This window comes from Croceicoccus sediminis, assembly GCF_007570835.1.
Lineage (GTDB): Bacteria > Pseudomonadota > Alphaproteobacteria > Sphingomonadales > Sphingomonadaceae > Croceicoccus > Croceicoccus sediminis.
Window position 1 is genome coordinate 195,112 of the sequence record NZ_SUNC01000005.1, and the last position, 23,583, is coordinate 218,694.

Sequence of the window (23,583 nt, forward strand, 5' to 3'; positions counted from 1 at the left end):
GCTATGCCTTGAAGACGACCGTGCGCGCACCGTTCAGGAAGACGCGGCCGTCGAGATGGTGGCGCACCGCGGTCGCCAGCACGCGGCGTTCGATATCGCGGCCCTTGCGAACCAGGTCGTCGGGCGTGTCGGCATGGCTGATCGCCTCCACGTCCTGATGGATGATCGGCCCTTCGTCGAGATCGGCGGTCACGTAGTGCGCCGTCGCGCCGATCATCTTCACCCCGCGTTCGTGCGCCTGGTGATAGGGCTTCGCGCCCTTGAAACCGGGCAGGAACGAGTGGTGGATATTGATGCACCGGCCCGACAGGAACCGGGCCATGTCGTCCGACAGGATTTGCATGTAACGGGCCAGCACCACCAGTTCGGCGCCGGTTTCGTCGACGATCTGCTTGATCTGCGCTTCCTGCTGGGGCTTCGTGTCTTTCGTGATCGGCAGGTGGTGATAGCGCACGTCGCCAACCATCGAGATTTTCAGCGCGCTTTGCGGGTGGTTCGACACGATGCCGACCACGTCCATGTCCAGTTCGCCGATGCGGTTGCGGTAAAGCAGGTCGCCAAGGCAGTGGTCGAACTTGCTGACCATCAGCAGCACCTTGCGCGGGCGATCCTTGCGGCGCAGTTCCCACTGCGCATCGGCCGCGACAGGCTGACGGGCAAAGGCGTCGCGCACCTGGGTATCGTCCTCGGCCTCGAACTCCACGCGCATGAAGAAGCGGTCGTTGTCCTGATCGTTGTACTGCTGCGCATCGACGATGTTGCAGCCCTGCGCGGCGAGGAATCCGGCGACATCGGACACGAGACCGCGGCGGTCGTCGCATTGCAGGGTAAGGATACACAGGCTCACGAGGTCATTCTCCTGACTTGTTCTTGTCTTTCGTGCCGATCCGATCAGTGGGCAGCGGCGTATTCGTTTATCCAGGCAACGGTCTTGGGCACGCCGCCAAAGGGGTAGAAATGCAGGCGGACCGGGCCATGCTCCGGCGTGAGCCCGTTGGCAATGGCATCGACCAGCTTGTCCGGCCCGGCAGTGCCGATCAGCTTGCCGATGGAAATGCCGTACTTGGACAGAACCGACGCCGATGCCCCTACCCCGCAGCGCGCGGCAAAGCGCATGAGCGTCTTTATCCCTGCCGGGCCGGGCACGCCAAGCCTGACCGGATCGGAAATGCCGCGGCGGCGCAGTTCCAGCAGCCAGTCCAGCACGCGCTCTGCATCGAAGGCGAACTGCGTGACGATAAGCGGGGCCATGCCGCGCGCCTCGATCATCGCGCACTTGTCCTTCAGCACCTGCCAGCACTGTGCCTCGGTCATGTTCGGATGGCCTTCGGGATGCCCGCCGATGCCGATGGCCTTAATGCCCGCGCGCTCGAACGCGCCGCTGGCGATGAGGGAGGAACTGTCGTCGAACGGCCCTTCGGCTTCGGACGGATCGCCCGCGATCACGAAGCAACGCTTGACGCCCGCCTGTTCGACAACGGCGTTCAGATAGTCCTCGAATTCCTGCACCGACGCGATCCGGCGGGCGGAGAAGTGCGGCATCGGCTCAAAGCCGAGTTCGCGCACGGCCTTGGTCGCGGCGATCCGGGCGGCGAAATCCTCACCGGGAAGAAACGTGATCGCGACGGGATGGTCGCCGGGAATGCCGGGTGCGGCTTCGCGCAGGGATTCGACGTCCTTGGCCGTGATCTCGATCGAAAAGCCGTCCGTCATCACTTCGGCAGGGCGGCTCCAGTTCGGGTGAATCTCCGGCTTCGACATTCGCTCTCTCCATGGCCGCCCGTCGGGCTGGCGTCGGCGGCCTGCGCCCGATCGCGCGGCCCCTGGTGATTTTTCCTCTAGCGGATCGAGTCTACTTCGTATAGATGAAATATTCATGGATACGAAGTTTATTGCCCTCGCACCCGTTGCGATCCTGCCCGGCCTGATGTGCGATTCGCGCATGTTCGCCGGGCAGATCGCTGTCGGTGCGCAGGTGGTGGACGGGTTCTACGGCGGCGCACGGCGCATGGCCGACATGGCCGACTATGCACTGGCGCGACTGCCCGAACGGTTCATGCTGGTCGGCCATTCGATGGGCGCGCGCGTGGCACTGGAAATCCTGCGGATGGCACCAGACCGCGTGATGGGCATTGCCCTGGCCGATACCGGCGTTCATCCGGTTCAGCCGGGCGAAGCGGACAAACGTCATGCCCTGCGCGACCTGGGCCACAGCGAGGGTATGGGCGCGCTGATCGATGCGTGGCTGCCACCGATGCTGGGCACGGAGGCCCGCAAGGACAGCGCGCTTTACGCGGACCTGCGCGCCATGTGCCTCGATGCCGGTATCGAAACTTACGAAGCTCAGATCGAGGCGCTGCTATCCCGCCCTTCGGTCGACGACGTTCTGGCCGCAATGACCTGCCCTGCCCTTTCGGTAACGGGCGAGCAGGACGCCTGGTCGCCCCCTGCCCAGCACGAGGCGATCGCGGCCGCGATTCCCGATTGCGTTCTGCGCATTGTACCCGGCGCAGGGCACATGCTTCCGGCGGAAAAGCCAAAAAAATTCAACGCTGTGCTGCAAGAGTGGCTGGCGGTGACGAACACCTGAGTTTGAAATTTTCGTTTTCCCTAGGAGAGGTTTGAATGACTGATCAATCGCTTGAACAGAAGCTGGCCGAGGCTGGCAACACGGTCGAATTCCTGCGCAACCAGCAGGTTGGCCCCAACGTCTATCCCGGCGTCCCCGGCGAATTTTCCAACTGGCGCGACGAACAGCGCGCATGGGCCGAAACCGCCGTGCTCTTCAACCAGTCGTACCACATGGTCGACCTGCTGGTGACCGGTCCCGACGCGTTCGAGATGCTGGCCTATCTTGCCCCCAACAGCTTCAAGAACTTCAAGCCCAACCAGGCCAAGCAGTTCGCCCCCGTCACCCCCGAAGGCTATGTCATCGGCGACGTGATCCTGTTCTACCTTGAAGAGAACAAGTTCGAACTGGTCGGTCGTGCGCCCTCGATCGAATGGGTCGAATACCACGCCGCCACCGGCAAGTGGGACGTCCAGGTCGAACGTGACGAACGCACCGCCGCCCGTCCCGAAGCGGAAAAGGGCTATCGCCGCAACTATCGCTTCCAGCTTCAGGGCCCCAACGCCATGAAGATCCTGGAAAAGGCGATGGGCCAGACCCCGCCTGACCTGAAGTTCTTCCGCATGGCCCCGATCATGATCAACGGCGTCGAAGTGCGCGCCCTGCGCCACGGCATGGCCGGTCAGCCGGGCTACGAACTGTTCGGCCCCTGGAAGGACTACGACGCGGTCCACTCGGCCTTGGTCGAGGCCGGCAAGGACGATGGCCTCACGCTGGTCGGCGGCCGCACTTATTCGTCGAACACGCTGGAATCGGGCTGGATCCCCTCGCCCCTGCCCGCCGTCTACACCGGCGAAGGCACCAAGGGCTTCCGCGAATGGATGAAGGGCAAGTCCTACCCCGGCATGTGCTCGCTCGGCGGGTCGTTCGTGTCCGACAACATCGAGGACTACTACCTCACGCCGTGGGACCTGGGCTATGGCATCATGGTCAAGTTCGACCACGACTTCATCGGCCGCGAAGCGCTTGAGAAGCTGGACAAGCAGCCCAAGCGCCGCAAGGTGACGCTGGCTCTCGACAACGCGGACATCGTGCGCGTGATGAGCTCGATGCTGCAGACCGGCGACAAGGCGAAGTTCCTCGAATTCCCGAGCGCGGTCTATGCCATGCACCCCTATGACGCGGTGCTGAAGGACGGCAAGACCGTCGGTATCTCGACCTGGATCGGCTATACCGTGAACGCGGGCCGTTTCCTGGCGCTGGCCATTGTCGACGAGAGCGTGGCCGAGCCGGGCACCGAAGTGACCCTGCTGTGGGGCGAGCCCGATGGCGGCACGTCGAAGCCCACCGTCGAACCGCACGTCCAGACCGAGATCAAGGCGATCGTTTCCCCGACGCCCTATTCGGAAGTGGCGCGCGATAGCTATGCTGACGGCTGGCGCTCCAAGAGCTGAGCTCTGAACTGACCGAAAGGCGCGCGGCCCGGTGCCGCGCGCCTTTTGCGTCTCTCAAACCTGCGAAAGGAGCGGTCATGACTGAACGAAAACGCATTACCGACATTCACGCGTATCTCGAACAGTTCGAAGACGTGCCCGGTACAAGGGTCTTCACCGCCGCCCGCGCTCGCAAGGGATACCACATCAACCAGTGCGCGATGAGCCTGATGAAGCCGGAGAACCGCGAACGCTTCAAGGCTGACGAACGCGCCTACCTCGAAGAATGGAACCTGTCGGAAGAAGCCCGGCAGGCGATCCTCGACCGCGATTACAACGCGCTGCTCGACATGGGCGGGAACATCTATTTCCTTTCCAAGATCATCTCGACGGATGGCCTGTCCTTTGCCGAGGCCGTGTCGAGCATGACCGAGCACAATTTCGAGGACTACAAGGCGATGATGGCCGCAGGCGGGCGTTCGCCCGAAGGTGTCCGCTCGATCAAGGGAAAATACTGATGGCACGCATCACCGCAGGCATCGCATCCAGCCACGTGCCCTTGCTGGGCATGGCGGTCGACCAGGGCAAGACGGGCGACGACTATTTCGGCCCGATCTTCGCCGGTTACGAATGGACGAAGGATTTCGAAAAGCAGGAAAAGCCCGACGTCGTCATCCTGGTCTACAACGACCACGCCTCTGCCTTCGACATGAAGATCGTGCCGACTTTCGCGATCGGCTGCGGCGAAAGCTACAAATCCGCCGATGAAGGGTTCGGTCCCCGCCCCGTGCCCGACGTGGAAGGGCATCCCGACCTTGCCTGGCATATCGCGCAGAGCCTGATCCTCGACGAATTCGACATGACGATCATCAACGAGATGGAAGTGGACCACGGATTGACCGTGCCGCTTTCGATGATGTTTGGAACGCCCGACGAGTGGCCGGCCAGGGTGATCCCGTTGGCCGTCAACGTCGTGACCTACCCCGTCCCTTCGGGCAATCGCTGCTGGGCACTGGGCGAGGCGATCGGCCGCGCGGTGGAAAGCTTCCCCGAAGACCTCAACGTCCAGATCTGGGGTACCGGCGGGATGAGCCACCAGCTGCAAGGCCCGCGCGCCGGCCTGCTGAACCGGGAGTGGGACAACAAATTCATGGACCTGCTGATCGGCGATACCGACGAGGCCCGCTGGATCGAGCATATCGAATATATCCGTGAGACCGGCACCGAAGGCATCGAGATGGTCATGTGGCTGATCATGCGCGGCGCGCTTGGCAAAAAGACGCGGTGCCTGCACCGGCATTACCACATCCCCTGTTCCAACACGGCCATCGGCCACCTCGTGCTGGAACCGAAACCAGCCGGCTAACACGTCGCCGATACGGTTTTATGAAGAGCGCCTTGCACGAACCCTCGTGCAAGGCGCTCTTTTCATGTGGTCCGTTCGGCGGTCAGAACTCGAACCCGACCGACGCGATAAAGCGCCGCGTCTGGCCCAGCGTGCCGATGATGATCTGCCCCGGTTCGCCGGGATTGAGGCCGCCTGCAAAGTTAGGGAATTCCTGCAAGTCGTTGAAGTAACGCTTGTCGAACAGGTTCTCGACCCGCGCGCCGACGTTCAACCCGCCGAAATCGATACCCGTGGCGAGATCGACCACGAAGTAGGACGGGTTTTCGAAGACCGGATAATCATCGCCCGGCACGTCGAAAAACTGCGCATTGGTCGAACTCTTGCCCTTGTAACGCGCCTGTCCGCGCACGAAGAACTCGTTCGATCCCAGGTCGCCTTCATACTCTAGCGCGGCACTGCCGCTCCACTTCGCGACGTTGGGCGGCTGCACGCCGGACAAGTCGCGCCCCGATGTCGGCGAAATCGTCCCGTCGTCCCATTCGGCATCGATGTAACCGGCCCCGCCCGACAGGGTCAGGTTGTCGGTCAATTGCCAGGTCAGGTCGAATTCGATGCCCATCTGGGTCGAATCCCCGACGTTGACCACGCCTTCGACAAAGCCGCCCGTTTCCGGGTCTGCCGCCTGCAATTCGAACTGGCGATCCTTGTAATCGATGTAGAACGCGGCAATGGTCAGGAACAGCGAGTTGTCGAGCAGGCGTCCTTTATATCCGATCTCGATCTGGTCCGCCGTTTCCTTGCCGTAGCCCAGCAGCGCGTTCGCGCCCGTAAGGTTCGAAAGCGAGAAATCGGCCGGTTCGAACCCTTGCGAGAATGTCGCGTAAAGCAGCGTCGTTTCGGCCGGGTCCTGCCATGCGATCGACGCCCGGCCCAGCACGACCGTTTCCTCGTTCTTGCCCGAAAAACCGGTGTCGAGATTGTCGCGGCCGGTCTTCGTATTGTCGACGCGCAGCCCGCCGCTCAATTCGAACTGGCCGAAGGAATATGACGCGTTGACGAAGGCGGCCATCTGCTCGCGGTCGCGGCGGCTGATTTCGAAGGGAACTTCGGCCAGAAGAACGTCATCGTCCTGGCTGAGCGGATCGCAAGTGCCCGGATCGAGATAGCAGAAGGCCTCCCGGATCAGCAGCGTGGAATCGAGATCGCGCTTCAGGTCCAGGTAGTATGCGCCCAACTGCCAGACGAACGGACCGGCATCGTCGGACGACAGGCGCAGTTCTTGCGTGAAAGCCTGGAATTCTTCGGGCCGGACGAGGTCGAGCACGAATTCGTTCTGGATATCGAGATCGGTTTCGCGGCGCGACGACGTGTCGGTGTAGGACGTGATCGATTGCAGGCTCAAGTTGCCCAGCGGGACATCCAGATGCCCGGTCAGCCCGAACGTCTCACGCTCGTTGCGCGGGTTGTAGCTGAGATCGATCAGCCGCGAATATCCGAAGTCGGTATCCGTCTCGCGGACCCAGGCGTTGTTGGGGCCATCATAATCGTTGTAGCGCGCCGTCAGGTAAATCTCGGTCCCGCCCGCCAGCTCACCGTAAAGCGCGCCGCGCACGCCATATTGTTCGCGGTGGCCGATATCCTTGCCGGCATCGGCACGCTGGCCATTTTCGCGCGGCGTGCGAGGATTGATGAGATAGCCGTCGTCCGTTTCCGCAAAGCCGAAGATCTTGAAAGCCCAGTTGTCGCCAAGCGGCAGGTTAAGCTCCAGCTCACCGTCGAAATAGTTGTCGGTCCCGGCCTTGGCCGCCACCCGCCCTTCGAACAGGCCGGGTTCGGGCCTTGCACTCACGAACTTCACGGCACCGCCGATGTTCGATCCGCCGTAAAGGATACCCTGCGGACCTTTCAGCACCTCGATCCGCTCAAGATCGCCGAAGCGGGAGGACGCATCGCCGAACAATTGCACGTCGTCGAGATAGAAGCCTACGCCCTGCGTGTTGCCGAACCCGCCAAGGCCGCGCACGGTCACGTTGGGAAAACCGTCGGCGCGCGTGCTCAACTGCAGGTTGGGAACGGCCAGACCGACGTCGTCGATATCCTCGATGTTGGCACGTTCCAGCGTTTCTGCGCCAAAGGCGGCGACGCTTTCCGGCACTTCCAGCGTGGTTTCAGCCCGCTTGCGCGCCGTCACGACGATCATGCCCGGCGCAAAGTCCTGAAGCTCTTCTTCCTCGCGGTCCTGCGCCAGACCGACCTCGGGCAGGGCAACTACGGCCAGCAGCCCCGCAAGCGCGGTCCCGGCATGAAGCGGTCTTCGCCTGTTCGTGCATACCTTCGACATCGACTTCTCCCCTCGAAACTATGTTTTTCGGGGTTCACCGTCGCAGATTGGGCCGCGTTCCACGCGACGGTGAGTGCAAGCGAGTTGGTCGATTAATGTAACGCCTGCGATTGCCGCCGCGCGCTCAGTTCACGCTGTAAGCGGCGCGGCGCAGTTCGGTGGGCGAAAGGCCGTAGGCGGCCTTCAGCTTGCGGCCGAAATGCGCGGAATTCGAAAAGCCCCACGAAAACGCGATGTCGGTCACGCTGCGGTGCCGTTGTTCAGGGTTCTGCAGGTCGCGCATGCACCCTTCGAGCCGTTTCTGGACGACATAGCGCCACGGGGTGGTGTCGCCGCCTTCGAACAGCCAGTGGAGATACCGCAGCGAAATGCAGTTGCGAGCGGCGATCATCTCGAGGTCGAGGTCGGGATCGCGCAGCATCGGCTCTATCTTGGCCTTGACGGTTTCCAGCTGCGCCAGCCGGTGGCTCTGATCGCTCTCGCGCTGGGCGATGGGTGCGACCAGAATGGCGATCGCCGCCTCGATCAGGGCATTGTATCGCATGGGGTTCTTGCTGAAGTCGATTTCGGTCAGCGAGCGCACGTAATTGCCCAGAAGCGCGGCATTGGGTTCGCCGCTTTTCAGGTGACGAGGCAGATCGCGCCAGCCGCTCGGCACCCAGTTCTTGAGCCGATCGAGCGGTACGACGAGCGACATCTTGTGCAGCGGCTCGATCACGGAAAACTGCATGGGCTGCGTGTTGTCCCAGACGAACACGTCACCGCGCGACAGCATCGCTTCCTGGTTGCCCAGCTTCATGTACTCCTTGCCCGACAGCACGAGCTGGATCGTCAGCTGCTCACTCTCGATCGCGGAGATATCGGCGCGGCTGCGGGTCGCGCCGCAAGGATCGCACTGGCATTCGACCAGCGACAGTCCGGGCAGCCTGCTGCCCCGGACACGGGCACCGAAATCGGTAACGTTCGGAAAATCGGCGGTCCAGCTTCCATAAGTCTGGTTCAGTGCGTCGACCCAGGCATCGTAACGTTCCCGCGAAGGGAAATCGCATGTGGACCAACTTACCTGGTCGATCGAGCCTTTCATCGTGTCTCTCCCTATCAATGCCGTTCTTTGCGGCTCTTTGATGAATGTAACTTATGTCAAATTGCTACGGTATCCAACTCCGATCGTCGGTGCTGACGAAATCACTGGGCCCACGCCTTTTTCCGGGATGTGCGGCCGATGCCGGGGTTGAGCGAATTTGTGGGGTCGAGCTTCCGGTAGAACTGCGCGACGTGGTCGGGTGCCTTGTAGAGATGGCCGAAGTTATGCTCCGCCGGCATGCGCCCGCCCCTCTCTTCGACCAGTTCCTTCATGCCGCGTTCGAAATCCTCGCGCGCGAAGCCCGGCTTCAAGACGTAGTCGAGATGGAAAACGTAGCACAGGAAGTGGCCGTAAATGGCCCGGTCCAGCACTTGCCGTTCCAGTTCGGGCGGAAGATCGAGGAACCAGTCGAGCGCGTTGCGCGGCAAGGCGATGTCGAGCGCTGCCAGCTCCGAGTTGCCCGCCATGTCGCGTAGCCGCACGGTCGCCCCGGCACTGGCGAACCGCAGCCGGAAAGCCGCGCCGGCTTCGTCTTCCGTCATCGCCAGGAATTCCATGCCGGGGTTGCGGCATGCCGTTTCCAGAAGATCGCGCAACCTCTCGATCCCGTCGTCGTCGGCCGTCACCAGCAGGACGTGTTCGAACGCATCGACGAAGCGCCTGATCGGTCTGGGCAGCAGGTGACCACCCGCCTGCGAAATCTTTTGCGATACGCGACCTGCAAGATGCTCTCCCAACCCGATCCGGCGGCCTGCGGTATCGACCCGCTTTTGCACTTCCAGCAACCGCGGCATGGCCGACGGCCCGAACAGCGACAGTGTCATGCAGATGTCCCGCCCGTGGCTTGCGGCCAGGTCGCTCGCGCTGCGATGCATGTATTCGCAAACCGACGGCAGCGGATGCAGGCCGTCCAGCATGGCCCGGCGCAGCACGGCCAGGTGGTCCCGCGAATTGGACCCGACTATAAAGCTTCTTTCCTGCTTCGGTGCCGGGAACGTCGGAACCCTTACGGCAAAGACGATTAGCTTGCCCGCACAGCCCGATGCCTCTTGCAACCTTTGCGCATCGGCATTGTAGCGTGCGGGCGTGGCGGCCGGTTCGCGTAGGTGTTCGGCATAATCGGGGGGCGGATCGCCAAATTCGGCGCGCGAGGTGTCTTGCCCCGTATCTCCGGAATCGAGCGCGGACAGGATTTCTTCCGGCGAATTGCCAAGGTCGCGTCCAAGACGGTTGACCAGTTCCAGCTCGCCCTGCGCATCGATGCGCGCATAAAGGCTTTGCGCGGTATAGGCCGGGCCGCGTCGCACCAACGCACCACCCGAATTGTTGCAGATGCCGCCCACGACCGACGCGCCGATGCACGACGATCCGATGACCGAATGCGGCATGCGGCCCAGCGGGCGGATCGCCTTTTCAAGCTGCGTCAGCGTGCTGCCCGCAAGGCAGATCGCCTCATGCCCTCCGGAAATCGGAATGACGCCCTCGATCCGGGTCGTGGAAATCAGCACGACCGGCCGGTCATACTCCCCAAATGGGGTCGATCCGCCCGTCAGCGACGTGTTCGCGGCCTGCACGATCAGGATCGTGCCGCGCGCGGTACAGGCTTTTGCCGCCCGCCACAGTTCGACCAGCGTGCCGGGCCGGACGACGGCGGCAAGATCGCCGCCGCCGACCCGGTAACCCGTGTTGAACCGACTGCTGCGGGCCCGATGGCCCAGCACGTAACGCCGCCCGACAATGGTCTTCAGTTCGGCCAGCAACCCATCTGGCAATTCGTCAGGCAGCTTGCGCTCCATCCCAGGCATGCTGCACCACGTCCCAGGTCACCAGGGCATGCGTCTTGCCGCCGGATTCGTCCACGAACTGCAGCGGACCTAGGAAGGTCATGTAGAATTCGCTGTCGACCGGAAAATAGGTCTTGCCGTGGAACGCGCTCGTCGCTTCGTACCCATAGGCAGGCGCGTTGACGGTTTCGCCGCCGTCGTCCTTGCCGCCGCGCACTTCCATGCGACCCTTGGTCAGCAGGTATTCGCCCGGGCCGATATGGTGATGGCTATTGAACGAAGAGCCTGCCGGGCAATCGAAGATCGCCGCCCACGACCCCAGTTCGGGCGCGACGTTCAACAGTTTCCAGCGGATTCCCCCCGCGCTCAGCGCGTCGGGAAAGGGAACCCAGTCAACGTCGTCCAGCTCTACGGCGCGACCTTCGATCGGTGAATATCTATTCTTCATTTTTCTATCCCATCCCTTCAAATTATTTGGTAAATCTACGACCCGCAGATCAGCGCGCTGTTTGCGGGATTGAGGATTTCGATCCAGTACCCGTCCGGATCCTTGATGAACGCCAAACCCTTCATCTTCCCGTCATTCGGGCGCTTGACGAACTCCACGCCCAGCTTTTCAAACCGCGCGCAGGCGGCCTCGACGTCGGGCACGGCAAGGCCGATGTGGCCGAAGCCGCGCGGGTCCGAATTGCCATCGTGATAAGGCTCTCCTTCCTCGTCCTCGGTGCCGTGGTTGTGCGTCAACTCCAGCATCGCGGGCTTGCCAAAGGCATATTTCAGGCGGCCGTCGGCATCACTGGGAAGATCGTCGCCGTCCCGCACATAGCCTAGAAAATAAAGGGTAAAACCCATGTCCGGAAAAGGGATTTCCTTGATCAGCGTCATACCCAGGACGTGTTGATAGAACCGTAGCGACCGGCCCGGATCCTTCACGCGGATCATGGTCTGGTTGAAAACGAAATCGCGCGTCTCTTCAGGCGCGTCGGGATCGCCTTCGGGGCGCTGGTCCGGCAATTGCGTCATGAGTGTATTCGTCTCCCCGCAGCAGCGTCGGGCTGGCTGCTGATGGCTTCGACATTAGCGGGATCGGCGGACGCGGGCACGCCAATTCCTGCACAGACCTGCGTTCACTTGCGCAAATGGGCAAGTCACGCGCCACGCCGGCGCGGCGCCAGATGTGCCTGTTGCAGATTCCGGCGCGTCCGATTGCACTGATAAAGTCGCCACCACAACTTGACCTATATAAATAAGCATCCGGACAAATCGGTATCTTGGGAGGATGCGATGAAAATAACGGGATCACCAAAGAATCTTGGCAATAAAAAATTCTGCAAATGGCAAGGCGCTATCTTGGCGGGGGTTTCCGCCTTTGCCCTGCTGGTTCCGGCCCAGGCACAGGCCCAGGAAACCGAGAGCGAGGTGCAGAACGACAACGACGCCAAGGCAAAGAAGGATCGTTCGGAAAACACCATCGTGGTGACGGCGCGCAAGCGTGCGGAATCGACGCAGGAAATCCCCGAATCCATCGCGGTCATCACGGCTGCAACGCTTGAGCAGAACGAAATCAACAACATCGACGACGTCGGCCTGCGCGTCACCAACCTCAACATGAGCACCCGCGCCGACGGCAACCCCAACGTCACGATCCGCGGCGTCGGCTCGTTCGGCAACACGCTGGGTGTCGGCTTCTTCATCGACGGCGTGCAGATCTTCACCGACGCCTCGGCCGAATTTGGCGAGATCGAGCGGCTCGAAGTGCTGAAAGGACCGCAGGGCACGCTTTACGGCGGCTCCAATATCGGCGGTGCCATCAAGTTCGTGACCAAGCGGCCCGAACTCGACACGTTCGAAGGGTACGGCAAGATCCGTGCGGGCGAGCAGAACCTCATCAACGTGTCCGGTTCGGTGAACGTGCCGATCGGCGGCATCGGCGCATTGCGTCTGTTCGGGTATCGCAACGAAGACGACGGTTTCGTTTTCGACCGCGATCCCACCCGCCTCAACGGTCGTTCCAACCTTGCGGACGGACCGCTCTGGCCGCTGCCCCTCGTCGGGCCGGGCACCGAATATGTACCCGATTCCGGGAACTCGGCCGAAATCTGGCGCAAGCATCCCAACGAGCGCGAGGAATGGGGCGTGCGCGGTTCGGCCCTGTTCGAACTGTCGCCCGATGCCGAAATCTACCTGACCGCGCGCTACAACAAGCTGGACGGCGGCAACAACAACTGGCGTGCCGACGATCCGGGCAACCTGACCTATTCGCCCGAACGCGACCTGACTTTCGCCGGGCGGCTGGTGCGCAAGACCTTCGGTGTCAGCGGCGAAGTCAACTGGGACCTGGGCGGCGTGGAAGCGACCTACCTGACATCGTACACCGATGCCAAGCGCAAGGACACGACCGACCTCGACGTATCGGGCGAAGTCGGGTTCGACCTGGTGCGACCGGAATGGACCAAGGTCTACACCCATGAAGTGCGCCTGACGTCGGACAACGACAGCAACTTCGAATGGATCATCGGCGGCTATCGCAGCGTCTGGCAGAACGACTGGTCGAGCTACGCCAACTTCTACGGCACGACCGACGTCCTGTCCGCGGTGATCCCGCCGTCCAATACGCTCAACATCCTCGACGGCGTCGTCGGCGACCCGGTCTTCGCCCCGACGTTCGAAGAAGAGACCACGGTGCGCGTGCCCTTCCCCTTCGAAAACCGCTACCGCGAAAAGAAGCACTGGGCCGCATTCGGCACCACGACGCTCAAGCTCGGGGCGATCGAACTGGGGCTGGGCCTGCGCATCGACGACTGGAGCTCGGACACGCTTGACCGCAATGCCGAGCTTTATGCGACCGGAGTACCCTACCTGAAGCAAGGCGGGACCGAAGTGCTGCCCAAGGCCTCTGTCTCGTACTTCATGCCGAGCGGCACGCATCTCTATGCCAACTACGCCAAGGGTTTCGAACCGGGCGGCTTCAACCTCTACGATTCGGCCGGCACCCCGCTTCTGAACCCCTATTTCAAGGAAACGGTCGACAACTACGAACTGGGCTTCAAGACGATGGCGTTCGACCGCCGGCTCAGCCTCAACGCGGCGGTCTACTACATCGATTACAGCGACCGGCAATTCGAACTGCAACAACAGATCGCCATTGGCGGCGTTGTCGAAAACATCCTGAATGCGGGCAGTTCGACGCAGTATGGCGTAGAGGCGGATGCGAACTTCCGCGCCAACGACTGGCTGACGCTGAACGCCGGGTTCGGCCGCGTCTGGGCGGAATTCGGCGACGGCAGCCTGGTCAACGACGTCAACAGCCAGCCCAGCGACGTCAGCGGAAAGACCCCGCCGTGGATTTCGGATTACAGCTTCAGCGTTTCGGCCAATGTCGACGCGCCGATCAGCAACACTTGGGATCTGGTCGGCTCGGCAGAACTGCTCGGCAAGGGGCCGTACTGGTTCAACCAGGAAAACACCGCCAAGCATCCGGGCTATGAACTGGTGAACTTCTCGATCGGTGTGGAGAGCGAGCGTTACACACTGCGCCTCAACGTCGAAAACATCTTCGACAAGGGCTACTACTCCGATGGGTCGATCTGGCCCGGCGATGCCGTTCCCGGCGCGCCGCGCGACGTCGTGATCGGCACACTGGGTCAGCCCCGGCTGATCACCGTATCCGCGATCGCGCGGTTCTAAGGGCTCTCCCCGTGCCAGGCACCCTCAACCTGGCATCGGAATGGAGGCCGTCATCGGCGGCGTCACAGGTTTGAGCGGAAGTGATGCGCCGGAATGGCATGAGCCGAAGTGGACATCGGCTCATGCCATTTTTTTCACGACTCCCGGACGATCAGAAGGTCATCCCGACCCGCACGCCATATTCGCGCGGTGCACCGTAAAATTCGGTGTAGTCGGTCTGTCCGGCGATATAACGCTTGTTATCGAGGTTGCTGCCATAGGCCTCGATGAACCAGTCGTCCTTGCTGAGGGTCAGCTTGGCCGAAAGCAATCCATGGGCGCCGATGACGTCGGAATCCGGCGAATAGGCCAGGTAGGTAAAGCGCGAGCTTTGATGCGAATAGTTGACGCGGGGCGTCAGCGTCATCGCGTCGGTCAGATAGAACTCGTAAGCCGCGCCAAGGTTGTATGTCCACTTGGGCGAATAGAGGTTGGGCCCGCCCGTCGTGGTGATGATCGCCGGGGTGTAATCGAAGCAGATCGGCGGCGTGGACGGCGTGCCGACCGGGCATTGCGGGCCAAGCGTCCCTTGCGGAATCGCCCGCGTATTGACGAAAGTCAGCCCGGCCAGGTTCGAATCCACGTATGAAACACCGGCATCGAACGTCAGGCCGCCAAACCGGCCCTGTGCCTGCGCCTCGATACCCTTGATCGTTGCCTTCGCGATATTCTGCACGCCGGTAAACCCGGTCGATGGTTCGACGATTGCGAACTGGAAGTTCTTGTAATCGTTGTAGAACGCATTGATCTGGGTCCGCAGGTGCCCGTCAAGCAAGGTCGACTTCCAGCCGGCCTCGTAGTTCCAGACGACTTCGGGGTCGAACTCCGACGTTTCTGAATTGAACCCGCCCGGCTTGTACCCGCGCGCGGCGAATACGTAGAGCAGGTTGTCAGGCGACACGGTCCAGTTGAGCGCGACCTTGCCGGTGACGAGTCCGTCCTTGTGGCTGCCCGAAAGATCCGCAACCGGTATGCCGCCCGGCGGGAAGCCAGGGATACCGTCGCCGATCACGACTTGCCCGCTGCCCGATGCCGAGTAGTGCGAGTAGCGCGCACCGAGCTGGAATTCGAGGTCGGGCGTGATCTCGTAATTGCCCTGCGCAAAGATACCGGTGGTCGTGCGCTTGTTCACAGGGTCGATATAGGTCGGGAACCCGGCCTGCGTGTCGAGGATGCGTACGTCGATGTCGTTGCGCTGGAAATAGGCACCCAGGATCCAGTCGAAGCGGCCTTCGGTAGGCGAAATCAGGTTGAATTCCTGAGAATACTGCTTTTCCCCGGCGAAGTAGTCTTCGCTGATGTCGCCGCCGACCTGCACCGGTGCCTGCGAGGCATCGACATCGGTAAGCGCGTTGATCCGCTTGTACTGATAGCCCGAGAGCGAGCGCAGCACGATGCCGCTGTCGAATTCCTGCTTCAGTTCGAGGCTGGCGATCAAGGCCCGCTCGCGCAGCTTCGTGGGCGTGTCGTAGCTCAGCGTGTAGATGTCGCCAACGCGGTAGTCGCCGAACTGCGTCCCGGCGATGGGCCGGTTGGCATAGCCGCCGGTCTTCCGGTCGTTGAGCTGCAACTTGGCGAGCGCCTGGAACGAACCCGGTTCCCACTTCAGGCCCAGCCTGCCGCCCCATTCGTCAAGCTTGCCCGCATCGTTATCGAACGGACCGACATCGTTGTAATAGCTGTCGTGGCGTGCGTAGAAACCCGCCGCGCGCACCGCAAAATCCTGAGAGACCGGCACGTTCAGCGCGCCCTCGACGCCGCGGGCATCGAAGTTTCCGACGCTGGCCTGGGCATAGCCCTTCACGCGGTCAAACGTCGGGCTTTGCGAATTGATGAAAATCGCACCGCCGGTCGAGTTGCTGCCGACAAGCGTGCCCTGCGGTCCGCGCAGGACTTCGACACTGGCAAGGTCGTAGAAGCTGTTGGCCTGAACGATCGGCGGCTGGAACAGGCCGTCGACATAAGTGGCGACGCCCGCGGTGACGTTGGGCGAATTGCTGGCGATGCCGATGCCGCGAATATTGATCGACTGGGTAATGCCCGAATTCGTGACCGACAGCGACGGCGTGGCGGTCTGTAGATCCTCGATCGTCATGATGCCCTTGTCATCAAGGGCACTGGCGTCGAGCGCGGTGGCCGCGATGGCGACGTCCTGCAGGTTCTCGGTACGGCGCTGTGCCGTTACGACGATGGCCCCAAGGCCCTCCGAAGATGCCCCGTTCGAAGACGCGCCATCATTGGTCGGAACGCCGTCCTGTGCCGCAGCGGCAAAGGCAGGCTGCCCTATCATCAGGGCGGACAGGGCCACGGCCCCGAATAAAGTCGTTTTCATCCCTCAATCCTCTTCATTTCTTTATCTTGGTTTTTATCGAGTGTGGATCACTGCGGCTGCCACGCCGCAGCCGCCTTCAGGAACGCGACGGTTTCATCGTCGGCGGTCTGGTTTCCGGGCGGGAAATAGCTGAGCTTGACGACCACGGTCCGGCTCTTGGGATCGACGAAGATGTACTGTCCCTGCAGCCCGATCGCAGAGTACGATCCGTCGCCAAGAGTCCACCACTGCATCCCGTATCCCAGCTCTCCGGGCTTTTCGGGTTCGACCGGCCGGGTCGATGCGGCGACCCATTCGGGCGAGACGATCTGGTGACCGTTGGCCATGCCCCCGTTCAGCATCATCGCACCGACGCGGGCATAGTCGCGCAAGGTGGCGTTGAAGCCGGCACCGTTGAATTCGCGCCCCGTTCCCGGCGCGCCGTCCATGATGAAGAAGCCGTCACGCTCTGCCCCCAGCGGTTCCCACAGGCGCTGCGCCATGTAGGCCGCGATCGTGCTGCCGCCGCTGACCCGTTCGATCAGCCAGCCGAGAACCGCGGTGTCGATCGTCTTGTACTGGGTTACCGTTCCCGGTTCGTGCGCCCGCCCGACCGTGCGGGCGGCATCGGCAAAGCGCGCGACGTTCTTGACCAGCGCATTGATGTGATTGGTCGCGGCGATGCCCGGATTGGCGAAATCGTAGCGTTCTTCGTAATCGACACCGGAGCGCATCTGCATGACCTGGCGGATCGTCACACCGTCATAGCCACCGCCTTTCAGTTCGGGCAGGTAGGCCGTGATCGGATCGTCAAGCGAACGGATCCGCCCTTCGGCAAGGGCGCAGCCGACCAGGATCGAGGTCAACGACTTCGTCATAGACCAGCCCATGAAGCGGCTCTGCGGCCCGCTGTTGTTGCGGTACGTTTCGGAAACGATGTTCCCGTCCTTCATGACGAGCAGCGCGTTCGTGTAAGTCCGCTCGGCAAAGTCGTCCGCGGCATAAGTCTTGCCGCCGTACTGGTACGTGAAATCCAGCGCGTGATCTTCGCGCGGGAGGTTCCAGACAGGGCCGGACCGGGGCACTTCGCGGGTCGTGAACAGTTCGTCCATGCTGCGGAAAGTCAGCGTGTTCACGTCGGCGTCGAGCATGTGCCAGCGCAGGACCTGCACCGCCACCGGCACGTCCGATTTCGCGCCTTCTTCCAGATTTTGCGGTAGGGCCTGCTGCGCCAGGACCGGTGTGGCCAGCCCGCAAAGCGCGAGCCCCGTCGTCAAGGCCAGCAGTGGCCGCCGTATCGAAATCTTCATCCAACCCTCTCCTCACGAATGGCCGCCGGTTGCCGCGGCCCGTGTTCGAGAGGGATCGTGGAATTATCGGCTCAAACCCGAAACTCCCATTTGAGGTATCGGACGAAATTCAGGCGCGACCAGCAGGCCCTTCATACCGGAAGCCGAGCAGCGAGCTGTTGACCCGGCGGACAAGCTCCGCCTGGCGGTTGGTGCCGGTCTTAGCCAGGACCTGCTTGAGCTGCACTCGCGCGGTTCCCGTGCTGATGCCCCGGTCGTCGGCATATTCCTGCAAAGTCAGCCCGTTCGACAGCGCCGCCGCCAATGCGCCTTCGGCCGGTGAGAGCGCGTACAGGGCAGCGGTCTCCTGTGGTTCGAAGTTATGACCATCTTCCTGAACCGAAAGGAAAAGCACCACGCTTCGCCGGGTCTGGCTGGTGTGGACGGGCGTGGCCGCAGGTTCGACCGTGGCGACCGATATCTGCGCAGGCGAGAGCGAATCCCGGCCGACGACGAGCATGTCTGTCCCGTCGTTCTCACGCGCTTGCAGCGCCGTTTCGACAAGCGATGCCAGCCGCTTGTCTTCCGAGTGCGACAGGCAGCGTAGCGATCCGCCAAGGTCGGTCAGGTGTTCCGAACGATCAAGAATGCTCCGCCCCGCGCGGTTGACCCATTCGATGTGCCGCCCCTCATCACAGACGACGACGCCGACCCGCATGTGATCCAGCACCGATTCCCCGACCGTGCGGGACGAAAGCGCCTTTTGCGCGAACGATGTCACGCGGGTCATCTGTTCGACATGCGGGCCAAGCCTGCGCAGGAAGTCGACATCGGATGACGAATAGGGCGTCCCGTCGCCCGCCGCCTTGTGCAGGATCAACGAAAGGTAGCGGTCCGCGTCGAATTGGAAGCCGATGCAGATCGAGTGGCCAAGGCCGATCGTGTCGAGACGGGTTTTCAGATCGCGAAAGTCGGATCGTGCAGAGGATTGTTCATCGATGTGCGGCCACAGGTAATCGTTCTGCGGCAAGGGAGAAACCGAAAGGTCGAGCCGGGGATTGTCGGCATTGTTGACGTGAATGTCGTGAATGGCGGCATGGCGGGTCGAAAACGTGTCGCGCGCGCTCCACTGTTCGCGCAGGCGCATCTGTTCGCAATTGAAGATCTGCAGCGCGGCACTGCGCACGTTAAGGCGGGAGCAGATAGAGTCGAGCGTGCGAGTCCAACGTTCCGGCTGATCGACGCAGCCGTACAAGTCGAACAACAAGTCGCTTGAAACCTCACCCATGATGTTTCTCCTCAAGCCTCCTGCTGATCAGGATGTGCCGAAACGGCAGCGCGGATATGCCCGATCCGCGATGCCGCAAATGCTCATGATCCGTCCTCGTTTGGGGGTGAAGCAGGCCGGCTCCCCTCACCTTGCGCATTGCGACCGATACGATGCAGCATCGCGATCAATGCCGCAATCTCGTCTTCGTCGAAGCCGTGCAGCAAGGCGGCTTCCTGCTCCTCGATCCGGCGGGTCACTTCCGCCAGAAGGCTTTCGCCCTTCTTGCTGAGCGAGAGCCGCACAACGCGGCGGTCGTTTCCGTCCGTCCCGCGCTCGACGAGGCCGGCATCGGTCAACTCGCCGATCAGGGTCACCATGTTCGCCCGCTGGATGTCGAGGATCGTGCCGACATCGCCCTGCCGTATTCCCGGATTGGCGGAAATCACCGACATGACGCCGAACGACACCTGCCGAATGCCGGAATCGCCAGCAGCCTGTTCGAAATCCTTGCGGAACAGCGTCGACGTTCGCCGGAAGTGATAGCCCAGCAGCCGCGACAGCGGGCCAATGCCGTGATGCGGGATGCCGCTATCCTCGCTCACGTCGTCCTTGCCTTGCGAACCACGAGAACGAGGACCAACCCGGCCGCCAGCGAGCCACATGCCATGGCCGTGGCAACGATACCCAGCCCATAACCTGCGGCAAACAGGAGACCGGCGACCGCGGGGGCGAGCGCCGAACCGCCGCGCCCGACGCCGATGACCACGCCTGTGGCAGACGCGCGCACCGAGGTCGGGAAAGCGGAGGCGACGATCGCGTAGATGCCGACGACACCGGCGTTGGTCGCAAAGCCGACCGCGGCCGCGGTCATCGACAGGGTAGGCAGATCGGACGGCGCGAAACCGAACCAGATCACCGTCACCGCCGATACCATCATGGCCGCAAAGGTCAGCCAGAATACCCGGAAGCGCAGCGTGAGCAGGCCCAGCAAGGCGCTGCCCAGGAGACCGCCGACACTGGCCCAGACCAGCACGCCCGCGGCAGCCGAAGGGGCAAAACCCATGTCCGCGACAAGCTTGGGTATCCATTTCACGATGAAATAGAACGTCATGATATGACCGAAATAGACGAACGTGAGCGCGAGCGTCGGCACGAGGTGCTGGCCTGACAGCAAGGCGCCAAGACCCTGCCGTTCGGGGCGCGGTTCCGGCGGCGGCAAAGTGTCGATCTGGGGCTTGCCCATCCGCGACAGCGTCGCGTTGATCTTCTCCAGCGCGTTTGCCGGGCGGCGGTCCATCAGGAAGCCGATGGATTCGGGTGCACCGAGCCAGACGATGGGAATGAAAAGCGCGGCGACCACGGCGCCAAACTGGAAGATCGCGCGCCAGTCGTACATTTCAAGCAGCTGTGCTGCGATACTGCCGCCGATGACGTTCCCCAGCGGATAGCCCGCCGCCATCAGCACGATGCAAAATGCGCGAAAGCGGCCATTGGCAGCTTCGGCAGTGGCGGCATTGGTCGCCGCGAGCATGCCGCCAAGGCCAAGCCCGGTGCCAACCCGCCAGGCCGAAAGCGAGACGACACCCGAAGCGGTCGAGGCGCCGAACATGCCAAGGCAGATGATGCCAAGGCAGGTCAGGATCGTCCTCCTGCGCCCATAGCTATCGGCGATACGGCCGAACAGGACCGAGCCGAGCGACATGCCGATCAGTTCCATCGACAGCACCAGCCCCAGCGCCGCGCGGTCAATTTCCCATTCAGCAGCAATGCCGGGCGAGGCGAAGCTGATCGAAAGGACGTCGAAACCGTCCAGCGCGATCAGGCCGACCATGATCGCCACGATCGACCACTGAAAGCGCGACATGTTGCTCGATTCGATCGTTTGCCGGGGATCCATGGCAAGTCCTCTCCATCTTCTGACCGCTTCCACGCGGACTTATCGCCCTACTGATAGAGCGATTTTGTTATATGACAAAACTTTTTTCCGCTGAACGGCCTTCGAGCCGCATAACCGGCTTGCAGGTGTCAGTGAAGATTGTTATGCCATATAACAATAAAGGAGAGGACACACGATGGCAAGCACCTCCGATTCGATCGGCAGCAGCACTTTTTCGCGCCTGAATCCGCTTACCGGCGAAGTCGCGTCGAGCGCCCCGGCCATGCAATCAAGCGACATCCCCGCGATCGCGGCCAAGGCGCAGGCCGCCTTCCCCGCATGGTCGTCGATGGGGCCGAACGCGCGCCGCGCGGTCCTGATGAAGGCCGCCGACGCACTGGAATCGCGCAAGGACGATTTCGTGGCGGCGATGATGGCCGAAACCGGAGCGACGGCGGGCTGGGCGATGTTCAATCTCGGCCTTGCCGCCAGCACGGTGCGCGAGGCGGCGGCGATGACCACCCAGATCGCGGGCGAAGTCATCCCGTCCGACAAACCGGGCTGCGTCGCCATGGCGCTGAAGGAGCCGGTCGGCGTCCTGCTTGGCATCGCCCCGTGGAATGCCCCGATCATCCTGGGCGTGCGGGCCATCGCCATGCCGCTCGCCTGCGGCAACACCGTCATCTTCAAGGCTAGCGAAGCCTGCCCGCGCACTCATGCGCTGATCGTCGAGGCTTTCGCCGATGCAGGTTTCCCCGAAGGCGCCGTCAACGTCGTCACCAACGCGCCGGAAGACGCCGCCGATGTGGTCGGCGCGCTGATCGACGCGCCCGAGGTGAAACGCATCAATTTCACCGGATCGACCGCGGTTGGCCGGATCATTGCCAAGCGTGCGGCAGAGCACCTGAAGCCATGCCTGCTCGAACTCGGCGGCAAGGCCCCGCTCATCGTGCTGGACGATGCCGACCTCGACGAGGCGGTCAAGGCTGCGGCTTTCGGTGCCTTCATGAACCAGGGCCAGATCTGCATGTCGACCGAACGGATCATCGTCGTCGATGCCGTGGCCGATGCCTTTGCCGACAAGTTCGCCGCCAAGGTCAGCGCCATGCCCACCGGCGACCCGCGCGAGGGGACTACTCCGCTGGGCGCCGTCATCGACAGGAAGACCGTCGATCACGTCAACTCCCTGATCGAGGACGCGACTGCCAAGGGGGCCCGCCTCCTGACCGGCGGTACGGCCGACAGCGTGCTGATGCCCGCCACGGTGGTCGATGGCGTCACCGACGGCATGAACCTTTACCGCGACGAAAGCTTCGGGCCCGTCGTCGCGCTGATCCGCGCGCGGGACGAGGCGCACGCCATCGAACTGGCGAACGACAGCGAATACGGTCTTTCGGCCGCCGTGTTCACCCGCGACACGGTGCGCGGCCTGAAAGTGGCGAAGCAGATCAGGTCCGGCATCTGCCACGTCAACGGCCCGACCGTCCATGACGAGGCGCAGATGCCCTTCGGCGGCGTCGGAGCGTCCGGTTACGGCAAGTTCGGCGGACGGCAGGGCATCGACAGCTTCACCGAAACCCGCTGGATCACGATCGAGACCCAGCCCGGCCACTACCCGATCTGATCGCCGCGCAAGCACGATCGAAACCCGACCATATCAGGAGAATCCCATGACCCTAACCACCACAGAAAGCGGCACGGTCGCCTACGAAATCGTCGATGGCGTCGCATGGCTCTATTTCAACCGCCCCGACAAGCGCAATTGCATGAGCCCGACGCTGAACGACGACATGAACGCCGTGCTCGACGAGCTTGAATTTCGTGACGATTTCGGCGTTCTCGTGCTGACCGGCGAAGGCACGGCGTTCTCCGCGGGCATGGACCTCAAGGAATATTTCCGTGAGACCGAGGCCAAGGGCCTTGTCGCCACGCGCGCAGCACAGCGTTCGTCGTACGGCTGGTGGCGGCGCCTGCGCTGGTATCAGAAGCCGACGATTGCCATGGTCAATGGCTGGTGCTTCGGCGGCGCATACGGTCCGCTGTTCGCCTGCGACCTCGCCTTCGCGGCAGAGGATGCGCAGTTCGGCCTTTCCGAGATCAACTGGGGCATTCTGCCCGGCGGCGGCGCGACCAAGATCATCCGCGAGCTGACCAATTTCCGCAACGCCATGTACCACGCGATGATGGGCGAAAACGTCGACGGCAAGACCGCCGCCGAATGGGGCCTTGTCAATGAAGCCGTGCCCGCAGACCAGCTGAAGGCCCGTGTTTCCGAGGTCGCCAGCGTTCTCCTGAAGAAGAACCCCGTCGCGCTGAAGGCGACCAAGGACGCGATCCGCCGCGTGGGCGAGATGACTTACGACAACGCCGAGGACTACCTTGTCCGCGCCCAGGAAGCAGCGAACTTCCACGACAAGACCGAGGGCCGGAAGGAAGGCATTCGGCAGTTCATCGACGAGAAGTCGTACAAGCCGGGCCTCGGCGCGTACGATCTGTCGAAGCAGAAAGGCTGAGGTGCGGCGATGACCGAGGATGCAACCGGCTCGCTCGAC

The 23,583-nt window shown here is 62.4% G+C and carries 19 protein-coding genes; 7 read left to right on the forward strand and 12 right to left on the reverse strand.

The window, feature by feature from the left end:
• Nucleotide 1: 1 nt before the first annotated feature.
• Both purU and FAX90_RS15845 read right to left on the reverse strand, forming a co-directional pair.
• A complete protein-coding gene (gene purU / locus FAX90_RS15840; RefSeq protein ID WP_144098396.1) occupies nt 2-847 on the reverse strand; it encodes a formyltetrahydrofolate deformylase in 846 nt (281 codons plus the stop codon).
• A gap of 44 nt (nt 848-891) precedes the next feature.
• Nucleotides 892-1,761 carry a methylenetetrahydrofolate reductase gene (locus FAX90_RS15845; RefSeq protein WP_144098397.1) on the reverse strand — a complete coding sequence of 290 codons (870 nt, stop codon included), beginning with the start codon at nt 1,759-1,761 and terminating at the stop codon, nt 892-894.
• A 115-nt stretch (nt 1,762-1,876) separates the two neighbouring features.
• Between FAX90_RS15845 and FAX90_RS15850 the strand changes: the two genes are divergently transcribed.
• The 4 genes from FAX90_RS15850 (at nt 1,877) to FAX90_RS15865 (ending at nt 5,368) form a co-directional block, all read left to right on the forward strand.
• A complete protein-coding gene (locus FAX90_RS15850; protein WP_144098398.1) occupies nt 1,877-2,590 on the forward strand; it encodes an alpha/beta fold hydrolase in 714 nt (237 codons plus the stop codon).
• Between the two features lie 35 nt (nt 2,591-2,625).
• Nucleotides 2,626-4,023 (forward strand): syringate O-demethylase, encoded by a 1,398-nt coding sequence (gene desA / locus FAX90_RS15855; RefSeq protein ID WP_144098399.1) that lies wholly within the window; start codon nt 2,626-2,628, stop codon nt 4,021-4,023.
• 77 nt (nt 4,024-4,100) lie between these two features.
• Nucleotides 4,101-4,520, forward strand: a complete 420-nt coding sequence (gene ligA / locus FAX90_RS15860) for a protocatechuate 4,5-dioxygenase subunit alpha (RefSeq protein ID WP_144098400.1) — start codon at nt 4,101-4,103, stop codon at nt 4,518-4,520.
• Nucleotides 4,520-5,368 carry a class III extradiol dioxygenase subunit beta gene (locus FAX90_RS15865; RefSeq protein WP_144098401.1) on the forward strand — a complete coding sequence of 283 codons (849 nt, stop codon included), beginning with the start codon at nt 4,520-4,522 and terminating at the stop codon, nt 5,366-5,368. The genes ligA and FAX90_RS15865 overlap by 1 nt, the downstream gene beginning before the upstream one ends.
• Before the next feature lie 82 nt (nt 5,369-5,450).
• On the opposite strand, the gene FAX90_RS15870 is transcribed toward FAX90_RS15865, so the two are convergent.
• From FAX90_RS15870 to gloA, 5 genes are all read right to left on the reverse strand, one after another.
• Nucleotides 5,451-7,691, reverse strand: a complete 2,241-nt coding sequence (locus tag FAX90_RS15870) for a TonB-dependent receptor (protein WP_144098402.1) — start codon at nt 7,689-7,691, stop codon at nt 5,451-5,453.
• A 124-nt stretch (nt 7,692-7,815) separates the two neighbouring features.
• Nucleotides 7,816-8,775: a helix-turn-helix domain-containing protein gene (locus FAX90_RS15875; RefSeq protein ID WP_144098403.1), complete on the reverse strand. Its 960-nt coding sequence runs from the start codon at nt 8,773-8,775 to the stop codon at nt 7,816-7,818.
• 101 nt (nt 8,776-8,876) lie between these two features.
• Nucleotides 8,877-10,580 carry a D-lactate dehydrogenase gene (gene dld / locus FAX90_RS15880; RefSeq protein WP_205700710.1) on the reverse strand — a complete coding sequence of 568 codons (1,704 nt, stop codon included), beginning with the start codon at nt 10,578-10,580 and terminating at the stop codon, nt 8,877-8,879.
• Nucleotides 10,552-11,007: a cupin domain-containing protein gene (locus tag FAX90_RS15885; RefSeq protein ID WP_144098405.1), complete on the reverse strand. Its 456-nt coding sequence runs from the start codon at nt 11,005-11,007 to the stop codon at nt 10,552-10,554. Before FAX90_RS15885 ends, dld begins: the two co-directional genes overlap by 29 nt.
• A gap of 35 nt (nt 11,008-11,042) precedes the next feature.
• The gene (gloA, locus tag FAX90_RS15890; protein ID WP_144098406.1) at nt 11,043-11,582 is read right to left on the reverse strand and encodes a lactoylglutathione lyase; all 540 of its coding nucleotides are present in this window, start codon (nt 11,580-11,582) and stop codon (nt 11,043-11,045) included.
• A 327-nt stretch (nt 11,583-11,909) separates the two neighbouring features.
• Here gloA and FAX90_RS15895 point away from each other — a divergent pair, with 327 nt between their 5' ends.
• A complete protein-coding gene (locus tag FAX90_RS15895) occupies nt 11,910-14,246 on the forward strand; it encodes a TonB-dependent receptor (RefSeq protein ID WP_170235014.1) in 2,337 nt (778 codons plus the stop codon).
• A 151-nt stretch (nt 14,247-14,397) separates the two neighbouring features.
• On the opposite strand, the gene FAX90_RS15900 is transcribed toward FAX90_RS15895, so the two are convergent.
• The 5 genes from FAX90_RS15900 to FAX90_RS15920 all read right to left on the reverse strand — a co-directional run bounded on the left by FAX90_RS15900 (nt 14,398) and on the right by FAX90_RS15920 (nt 21,019).
• A complete protein-coding gene (locus FAX90_RS15900; RefSeq protein WP_144098408.1) occupies nt 14,398-16,617 on the reverse strand; it encodes a TonB-dependent receptor in 2,220 nt (739 codons plus the stop codon).
• Between the two features lie 47 nt (nt 16,618-16,664).
• Entirely contained in the window at nt 16,665-17,906 is a 1,242-nt protein-coding gene (locus FAX90_RS15905) for a serine hydrolase domain-containing protein (protein ID WP_144098409.1), read from the reverse strand.
• 109 nt (nt 17,907-18,015) lie between these two features.
• Nucleotides 18,016-19,173 (reverse strand): helix-turn-helix transcriptional regulator, encoded by a 1,158-nt coding sequence (locus FAX90_RS15910; protein ID WP_144098410.1) that lies wholly within the window; start codon nt 19,171-19,173, stop codon nt 18,016-18,018.
• Nucleotides 19,174-19,256: 83 nt separating this feature from the next.
• Nucleotides 19,257-19,757, reverse strand: coding sequence for a MarR family winged helix-turn-helix transcriptional regulator (locus FAX90_RS15915; protein ID WP_170235015.1), 501 nt, complete (start codon nt 19,755-19,757; stop codon nt 19,257-19,259).
• Complete coding sequence (locus tag FAX90_RS15920; RefSeq protein ID WP_240704949.1) at nt 19,754-21,019, reverse strand: MFS transporter; 1,266 nt, start codon at nt 21,017-21,019, stop codon at nt 19,754-19,756. Before FAX90_RS15920 ends, FAX90_RS15915 begins: the two co-directional genes overlap by 4 nt.
• A 208-nt stretch (nt 21,020-21,227) precedes the next feature.
• On the opposite strand from FAX90_RS15920, the gene FAX90_RS15925 reads away from it, so the two are divergent.
• Both FAX90_RS15925 and FAX90_RS15930 read left to right on the forward strand, forming a co-directional pair.
• Nucleotides 21,228-22,655, forward strand: a complete 1,428-nt coding sequence (locus FAX90_RS15925) for an aldehyde dehydrogenase (RefSeq protein WP_144098413.1) — start codon at nt 21,228-21,230, stop codon at nt 22,653-22,655.
• A 46-nt stretch (nt 22,656-22,701) separates the two neighbouring features.
• Nucleotides 22,702-23,544 (forward strand): p-hydroxycinnamoyl CoA hydratase/lyase, encoded by an 843-nt coding sequence (locus tag FAX90_RS15930; protein WP_144098414.1) that lies wholly within the window; start codon nt 22,702-22,704, stop codon nt 23,542-23,544.
• The last annotated feature ends 39 nt before the right edge of the window (nt 23,545-23,583 follow it).